Raw genomic sequence first — 7,594 nt, 5'->3', positions numbered from 1 at the left:
TCATCATATCAAATTGCAAACACCTGAACGGGTCAACCCGAGCAGAGATATCCTTCAACCCCAGAGTGTCAAAATCCCAGGCGTCCAAATCGCCATACTGCATATCATCAATATGATAATCTTCAAAACGATGGGATGTAGCAAATATCTCACGGAGCAGAGACATTAATAAATACATATCATTACTCATAATTCATCATCCTGACAAATAATATAATAAAGTTTAACTACAAGAGAAAAAATAAGATAATTTCAAAAAATAAAATTTGAGCAATCCGACATAAAAATAAAATTAATGATGAAAATTCTCCCCTGCCGTTATCTCTGTCTTGCATGATTGAAAAGAGGGTGGTATCAAATATAACTATGATGAATTTCTTTGATTGAGTAACAAAATGAGTTCCACACTATTCCCTTCTACACTGCGCCGGAGTTACTCTCCGGCGTTTTATTTTATGCGCTTTTTATTCTAACAAGCTTCCCGTCCGGCATGGTTATCCAGTAATACTCACTGTCACCGAAAGAAAATCGCTCATAACTTCCTGCATCGAAATCCACCTCCAGGAGCATATTTTTTTCGATACAATTTTCTTTTGTATCTTTTTTTGGGGAGAAACAATACAGATCGCTATCGCCTGACTTATCAATATCGATAAATCCGCTACCAATACCCAAAAAAGCAATACTGTATGAGGTACTCGTTGGTATACGGTATTTTCTCTTAAGTTCAGCTTTGTGGTCCAAATACCAGTGAATCCGCCCCCATTCGGTTAATGCCAGGTGGTCAACCGCAATATCATACCACTCCTTGTCAATAAACCCTCGTTTACTGCTGGTATAAAGTCCATGTAAATACATAGGGTCATCTTCGAGTCCGACTTCAGCCCGAAATATAGTCACCGGTCGCTGAGTCCAAAGCAGATAACCACATATCAGCAGTACCAGGCTAACAATGACGACTTCGCGTTTTGACTTCATGCGTTACCCTCAATACAAACATGGGCACTAAAGTTTGTCAGAAACGGCCTGTACGCATAGTCACGATGACGCTGTAGAAAAAACCAGATGCGGAAGAAGCGAAAGTTTTTATATAACATATTGGTAATATCCTCTTTGCCCAGACCAAAATGGTCCTGTCCTTTAAAAGAAAGTAATCCCTCCCATGACATGGCATAGCGCTGGAAACGCACCAGTTTGATTTGTTGTGCATAAATATCATGTACGCTTACCCCCAAACCATTAAATCTGTCGATAAAGCGGTTGAACTTTGGCAGCCTCGAGTCTCTTTTTATCGCTGTTTTGAGTTCCATAAAAAAATTATAGTCCAGGATCACCTGTCGTTTCGAATATAAACGACCATTTATCGCCTTTTGGACTTTCATCAACACATCATTTGTTCCAGCTCCCCTAATGACATCTGCATACGCGCGATTTAGAAGTTCTCCAAACCATGGCTGCCCGTTACCGTAATGGAAATGATCAATCAGTTCCCCAATAATAGGAGAATATAACCCTTTAGCGAATTGTGCTGACAGTTCTTTCATCTCATCAAACAGAATATCTGCACAATGCTGGCGACTAATCGGCCTGCCTTGTGGTTGTTGATGGCCGAAATCCAAAGCCTGCGAATTAAAAGTAGTCATCATATCAAATTGCAAACACCTGAACGGGTCAACCCGAGCAGAGATATCCTTCAACCCCAGAGTGTCAAAATCCCAGTCGTCCAAATCGCCATACTGCATATCATCAATATGATAATCTTCAAAACGATGGGATGTAGCAAATATCTCACGGGGCAGAGACATTAATAAATACATATCATTACTCATAATTCATCATCCAGATAAATAATATAATCGCGTTTTACTCCGGGAGAAAAATTAAGATAAACTCAAATAATAAAACTTGAGCAATGCAACGAAAACAGCAGGTTAATGATAAAAATTTTTCTCAGAGAGAATAACAGTCTTGCATGTTCGAAAAGAGGGTGGTATCAAATATAACTATGATAATTTATCATTTGATTGAGTAATAAAATGAGTTCTACGCTATTTCCCCTTACGCTACGCCGTATTACCGCTGACGATAACGCCGCTATCGCCCGCGTCATCCGCCAGGTTTCCGCTGAATACGGCCTGACCGCTGATAAAGGTTATACGGTTGCCGATCCTAATCTGGATGAATTGTTCCAGGTTTACAGTCAGCCAGGCGCGGCCTATTGGGTCGTCGAGCAGAGCGGTCAGGTGGTGGGCGGCGGCGGCGTGGCGCCGTTAGGCTGTAGCGAACCGGATATCTGCGAACTGCAAAAAATGTACTTTTTGCCGACGGTGCGCGGCCAGGGGCTGGCGAAGAAACTGGCGCTGATGGCGCTGGAGCACGCGCGTGAGCAGGGGTTTAAACGCTGCTACCTGGAAACCACCGCATCCTTACGCGAAGCGATTGGCCTGTATGAACATCTGGGATTTGAGCATATCAGCGAACCGCTGGGCTGCACCGGGCATGTTGACTGCGAAGTCCGCATGCTGAAAACGCTGTAAGTCACCCACAGGCCGGATAAGGCGACGCCATATCCGGCAATTTATGCAAACATTCTGCTTCTGAGTTAGTGGCGTACGCCGTCATCGTCTTCGTCGACGTAATCTTCATCGTCGCCGTCTTCACCCTCTTCGCCGTTCGGATCTTCGAAGTACGTACCCCAGCCGTCATATTCCACGTCAAATTTCTCAGCCAGGTTCATCAGTTGTTCAACCTGAGCATCAATCAGATCGGCATTCAGCGCACATTCGCTGAGGATATCGCAGCAAATCACCGTATCGCCTTCTTCCACTTCCAGCTCTTCTGGCTCGGTCACTTCATAACCGAGTTTGAACGCTTCTACGGCTGCTTTTTCCAGCGTTTCGAAGTCGTCAGCGGAAAAGTGATGCTCGATAGTGTACAGCGCATCTGGATCGCTGCCATCTTCAAGTAATTCTTCAATAATCAGACGCGTCTCTTCACGCTGCTCTTCCAGTAGTTCCGGGTTTGCCATGGTTCGTTCCTCATAAATGTCCTGCCGATACTCTTATTGTCACACACCGCTGTCATTGCCTCCACCTTTCCAGGAAAGATTTGTTAAATGGGGTTGCAAATGCATAATCATCCATATAAATTGAATTTTAATTCAACAAATGGCCTTTGCCATGTGAGGGAACCATGTCTACGTTTTATCAGAAACATTTTTTGAAATTACTCGATTTCACCTCCGCTGAACTCACCGCTCTGCTGCAACTCGCCGCCAAACTGAAAGCCGACAAGAAAAACGGCGTAGAAGTCGCCAGACTGACCGGCAAAAACATCGCGCTCATCTTCGAAAAAGACTCGACCCGCACCCGATGCTCTTTCGAAGTTGCCGCATACGATCAGGGCGCTCGCGTAACGTACCTTGGGCCAAGCGGCAGCCAGATTGGGCATAAAGAGTCAATTAAAGACACCGCCCGCGTGCTGGGACGCATGTATGACGGTATTCAGTACCGCGGCCACGGCCAGGAAGTGGTAGAAACGCTGGCGGAATATGCAGGCGTTCCCGTGTGGAACGGGTTGACCAACGAGTTTCACCCCACGCAGCTGCTGGCGGATTTGCTGACCATGCAGGAACATCTGCCGGGCAAAGCCTTCAATGAGATGACCCTGGTTTACGCTGGCGATGCGCGTAACAACATGGGAAATTCCATGCTGGAAGCCGCCGCGCTGACAGGGCTGGATTTACGTCTGGTGGCTCCGCAGGCCTGCTGGCCGGAAGCAAGCCTGGTCGCAGAGTGCAAAGCGCTGGCGCAAAAGAACGGCGGCGATATTACGCTGACTGAAGATATCGCAGCGGGCGTGAAAGGCGCGGACTTTATCTATACCGACGTATGGGTGTCGATGGGTGAAGCAAAAGAGAAATGGGCGGAGCGTATCGCACTGCTGCGTCAGTATCAGGTAAACAGCGCAATGATGGCGCAGACCGGTAATCCTCAGGTGAAGTTTCTGCACTGCCTGCCCGCATTCCACGATGATCAGACCACGCTTGGCAAGAAAATGGCCGAAGAGTTCGGTTTGCACGGCGGGATGGAAGTGACCGATGCGGTGTTTGAATCTCCGGCCAGCATCGTGTTTGACCAGGCGGAAAACCGGATGCACACCATCAAAGCGGTGATGGTGGCAACGCTGGCGAAATAACGATTACGTCTTACCCGGCCTACAGATCGTGTTCCCGTAGGCCGGGTAAGACGTTTTGCGTCGCCACCCGGCAATGCAACTTACTCGACCAGCAGCTTAACGACCGCTTTGCGTACCTGAGCTGGCGCCCCTACGGCGCACAGCGGCTTATGGACTTCCCCCGGGTAAAAGACCACAAAATCGCCTTCATTAAGGATCACCGTTTTCTCCTCTGCCCCTTCAGGCAAAAACGCGATGTCTTTATCCGCCAGCCAGTCAGTTTCTGGCGCGCCCGCAGGCTGGGTGCTGAAGGTCATTCCTTCCAGCCCCTTTAATACGATCTGAATATCAAGATAGCGCGCGTGATACTCCGCACGACGCTTTTCAAACGGCTCGGTCATGTCTTCCGAAACCAGATAAAACAGGCGATTGCCGTCGATATCATGCTTGCCCTTTGCCGTTTCATCCGTCACATGCGCTTTAATATGTTCAATGGCCTGACGCAGCACGTCCGGCAGCCAGGGTTGCAGATTGTGGATATTGCCAACGATCATCACAGACTCCTTAAATAAAACAACGTTTCATTTTTATGGTTATACGAAAAAAACCGCTGCCATACCACTTCTATTTCACGATGTTTTGCGTCAGCGCATGTTTATCGCTGAAGATGTTGTCCGACTGTTAATCGTCATCGAAGATTATGCATATCCTTTGCATAACTTTCCCCCTCCACTTTACAGTAAAAATCGTAATATGCTGTTATAAAAGGGTTTATCAGAAAAACACCTTGTTGATCACACTTCCTTTTCCCTGCATAACCTGCATTTATCACCATAGTTATTTTATGATTTACGTTAAGGTAAAAATAATAAAATAATCCTCCCGCATACCTATGCACAGACAAAAATAAAACATCACAAAATCAACAAGATAGAATTAAATAATAAATTTATATTATCTACAAATAATTAACAAGAAAGAATAACAAGACATTTTATTGCGTAGTAATTCAGTTATTACTCTATTTATTTTTCAATTTCTCTGACCTCGCTCATATATTAAATAAGAAAAATTAAATATCCCTTCCGATGTGAAACACATCACATTATCAGACCGAATTAGAATCTATGATGATTTCCGAAAATTAGCTGAACAGTAATGACTGCAAACAATTTAATTATTTGCAGCCACCACTTCTTTATTCCTGAAAATTGAGTAAAAGGTATCGTGATGGAAAAACATTATGTCGGTTCTGAAATCGGTCAATTACGTAGTGTGATGTTGCACCGCCCTAATCTCAGTCTGAAAAGACTGACGCCGTCAAATTGCCAGGAGCTGCTTTTTGATGACGTTCTGTCGGTGGAACGCGCAGGCGAAGAGCACGATATTTTCGCAAATACGTTACGCCAACAAGGCATAGAGGTGTTGCTGCTAACCGACCTGCTGACGCAAACACTGGATGTTATCGAAGCCAAGACCTGGCTGCTGGAAACACAAATCTCCGACTATCGCCTGGGCCCGACGTTCGCGGCGGATATTCGCGCCTGGCTGGCGGATATGCCGCATCGGGAATTAGCGCGCCATTTAAGCGGTGGGCTGACATATGGCGAAATCCCCACCTCGATTAAAAATATGGTAGTTGATACACACGATATTAATGACTTTATTATGAAGCCATTACCCAATCACTTATTTACCCGCGATACCTCATGCTGGATATATAACGGCGTGTCGATCAACCCAATGGCAAAAACAGCGCGCCAGCGTGAAACCAATAATCTGCGGGCGATTTATCGCTGGCATCCACAATTTGCAGATGGCGAATTTATTAAATATTTCGGCGACGAAAACATTAATTACGACCATGCCACGTTAGAAGGCGGGGACGTGCTGGTTATTGGTCGCGGCGCCGTGCTAATTGGCATGTCTGAACGTACCACCCCGCAGGGGATCGAGTTCCTCGCCCAGTCACTGTTTAAACATCGCCAGGCCGAGCGCGTCATCGCCGTTGAGTTGCCAAAACACCGTTCCTGCATGCACCTCGATACCGTCATGACCCATATCGACATCGACACCTTCTCCGTCTACCCGGAAGTGGTTCGCCCGGACGTCCAGTGCTGGACCTTAACACCGGACGGGCGCGGCGGGCTGAAGCGCACCCAGGAAAGCACGCTGGTACACGCCATCGAAAAAGCCCTCGGCATTGATCAGGTGCGTTTGATCACCACTGGCGGCGATGCCTTCGAAGCCGAACGTGAGCAGTGGAATGACGCCAACAACGTTCTCACCCTGCGCCCCGGTGTGGTGGTCGGCTACGAGCGCAACATCTGGACCAACGAAAAATACGACAAAGCGGGCATCACCGTTCTGCCCATTCCTGGCGATGAACTGGGACGCGGACGCGGCGGCGCGCGCTGCATGAGCTGCCCGCTGGAACGCGACGGCATTTAAGGAAGCTATTATGGACAACAAACCCACTCTGGTTGTCGCACTGGGCGGCAATGCGCTGCTCAAACGCGGCGAACCGCTGGAAGCGGATATCCAGCGCAAAAACATCGATCTGGCGGCAAAAACCATCGCCCAACTGACGCAACAGTGGCGCGTGGTGCTGGTACACGGCAACGGCCCGCAGGTTGGCCTGCTGGCGTTACAGAACAGCGCCTATGACCGCGTCACCCCCTACCCGCTCGATATTCTCGGCGCGGAAAGCCAGGGGATGATCGGCTACATGCTGCAACAGTCGCTGAAAAACCAGCTTCCGCAGCGTGAAATCAGCGTCCTGCTTACTCAGGTGGAGGTGGACGCCGACGATCCGGCATTCCGCAACCCAACCAAATATATCGGCCCGGTTTATGACAGCGCCCAGGCCAACGCGCTACAGGCGGAAAAAGGCTGGATTTTCAAAGCCGACGGAAAAGCGTTTCGCCGAGTAGTGCCTTCGCCACAGCCCAAACGCATCGTTGAGAGCGACGCGATCCGCGCCCTGATCGCCCGCGACCATCTCGTGATCTGCAACGGCGGCGGCGGCGTGCCGGTAGTGGGAAAAGCCGATGGTTTTCATGGCATTGAAGCGGTGATCGACAAAGACCTCTCTGCCGCTCTGCTCGCCAGTCAAATCCACGCGGACGCGCTGCTGATCCTGACCGATGCCGACGCGGTGTACCTCGACTGGGGCAAGCCAACCCAACGCCCGCTGGCTCAGGTAACGCCGGAACTGCTCAGCGAAATGCAGTTCGATGCCGGTTCGATGGGGCCGAAAGTCACCGCCTGCGCCGAGTTTGTCAGCCACTGCCAGGGGATTGCCGGCATCGGTTCACTGGCCGACGGCCCGGCCATTCTCAGCGGTGACAAAGGCACCCTGATTCGACCCGAAACCGTCGATTACGACGCATAAGGCGATTTCTGCCGGATGGCGGCG

9 protein-coding genes are annotated in these 7,594 nt (G+C 48.7%); 4 read left to right on the top strand and 5 right to left on the bottom strand.

Annotation, left to right across the window (positions count from 1 at the left end):
* From OGV67_RS16085 to OGV67_RS16075, 3 genes are all read right to left on the bottom strand, one after another.
* Positions 1 to 190 (bottom strand): DUF3289 family protein (locus OGV67_RS16085; RefSeq protein WP_286465748.1); only part of this gene is annotated, 190 nt, incomplete at its 3' end.
* A gap of 263 nt (positions 191 to 453) precedes the next feature.
* On the bottom strand, positions 454 to 978 hold the full coding sequence (locus tag OGV67_RS16080; RefSeq protein ID WP_115615188.1) for a DUF943 family protein: 525 nt from the start codon (positions 976 to 978) through the stop codon (positions 454 to 456).
* Positions 975 to 1,829 carry a DUF3289 family protein gene (locus tag OGV67_RS16075; RefSeq protein ID WP_115615189.1) on the bottom strand — a complete coding sequence of 285 codons (855 nt, stop codon included), beginning with the start codon at positions 1,827 to 1,829 and terminating at the stop codon, positions 975 to 977. Before OGV67_RS16075 ends, OGV67_RS16080 begins: the two co-directional genes overlap by 4 nt.
* A 207-nt stretch (positions 1,830 to 2,036) precedes the next feature.
* Between OGV67_RS16075 and OGV67_RS16070 the strand changes: the two genes are divergently transcribed.
* Positions 2,037 to 2,537 (top strand): GNAT family N-acetyltransferase, encoded by a 501-nt coding sequence (locus OGV67_RS16070; protein ID WP_115615190.1) that lies wholly within the window; start codon positions 2,037 to 2,039, stop codon positions 2,535 to 2,537.
* Between the two features lie 65 nt (positions 2,538 to 2,602).
* Here the strand turns inward: OGV67_RS16070 and rraB are convergent, their stop codons facing one another.
* Positions 2,603 to 3,028 (bottom strand): ribonuclease E inhibitor RraB, encoded by a 426-nt coding sequence (gene rraB, locus OGV67_RS16065; protein ID WP_047459344.1) that lies wholly within the window; start codon positions 3,026 to 3,028, stop codon positions 2,603 to 2,605.
* Positions 3,029 to 3,192: 164 nt separating this feature from the next.
* On the opposite strand from rraB, the gene argF reads away from it, so the two are divergent.
* On the top strand, positions 3,193 to 4,197 hold the full coding sequence (gene argF, locus OGV67_RS16060) for an ornithine carbamoyltransferase (RefSeq protein WP_012134329.1): 1,005 nt from the start codon (positions 3,193 to 3,195) through the stop codon (positions 4,195 to 4,197).
* An 80-nt stretch (positions 4,198 to 4,277) separates the two neighbouring features.
* Here the strand turns inward: argF and OGV67_RS16055 are convergent, their stop codons facing one another.
* Positions 4,278 to 4,730, bottom strand: coding sequence for a YhcH/YjgK/YiaL family protein (locus OGV67_RS16055; RefSeq protein ID WP_115615191.1), 453 nt, complete (start codon positions 4,728 to 4,730; stop codon positions 4,278 to 4,280).
* Positions 4,731 to 5,406: 676 nt separating this feature from the next.
* On the opposite strand from OGV67_RS16055, the gene arcA reads away from it, so the two are divergent.
* Positions 5,407 to 6,627, top strand: a complete 1,221-nt coding sequence (gene arcA, locus OGV67_RS16050) for an arginine deiminase (protein ID WP_115615192.1) — start codon at positions 5,407 to 5,409, stop codon at positions 6,625 to 6,627.
* A 10-nt stretch (positions 6,628 to 6,637) separates the two neighbouring features.
* A complete protein-coding gene (gene arcC / locus OGV67_RS16045) occupies positions 6,638 to 7,570 on the top strand; it encodes a carbamate kinase (RefSeq protein ID WP_115615193.1) in 933 nt (310 codons plus the stop codon).
* Positions 7,571 to 7,594 lie beyond the last annotated feature (24 nt).

The organism is Citrobacter sp. CK188 (assembly GCF_030333525.1).
GTDB lineage: Bacteria > Pseudomonadota > Gammaproteobacteria > Enterobacterales > Enterobacteriaceae > Citrobacter_B > Citrobacter_B koseri.
Note: the sequence above shows the minus strand (reverse complement) of the source record. Positions and strands in the feature narration are given on the sequence as shown.

What these genes read in the sequence shown, in the direction of transcription:
- OGV67_RS16055 (WP_115615191.1), bottom strand. Translation starts at nt 4,730, where the DNA reads ATGATCGTTGGCAATATCCACAATCTGCAACCCTGGCTGCCGGACGTG.
- rraB (WP_047459344.1), bottom strand. Translation starts at nt 3,028, where the DNA reads ATGGCAAACCCGGAACTACTGGAAGAGCAGCGTGAAGAGACGCGTCTG.
- OGV67_RS16070 (WP_115615190.1), top strand. Translation starts at nt 2,037, where the DNA reads ATGAGTTCTACGCTATTTCCCCTTACGCTACGCCGTATTACCGCTGAC.
- arcA (WP_115615192.1), top strand. Translation starts at nt 5,407, where the DNA reads ATGGAAAAACATTATGTCGGTTCTGAAATCGGTCAATTACGTAGTGTG.
- OGV67_RS16080 (WP_115615188.1), bottom strand. Translation starts at nt 978, where the DNA reads ATGAAGTCAAAACGCGAAGTCGTCATTGTTAGCCTGGTACTGCTGATA.
- arcC (WP_115615193.1), top strand. Translation starts at nt 6,638, where the DNA reads ATGGACAACAAACCCACTCTGGTTGTCGCACTGGGCGGCAATGCGCTG.
- OGV67_RS16075 (WP_115615189.1), bottom strand. Translation starts at nt 1,829, where the DNA reads ATGAGTAATGATATGTATTTATTAATGTCTCTGCCCCGTGAGATATTT.
- argF (WP_012134329.1), top strand. Translation starts at nt 3,193, where the DNA reads ATGTCTACGTTTTATCAGAAACATTTTTTGAAATTACTCGATTTCACC.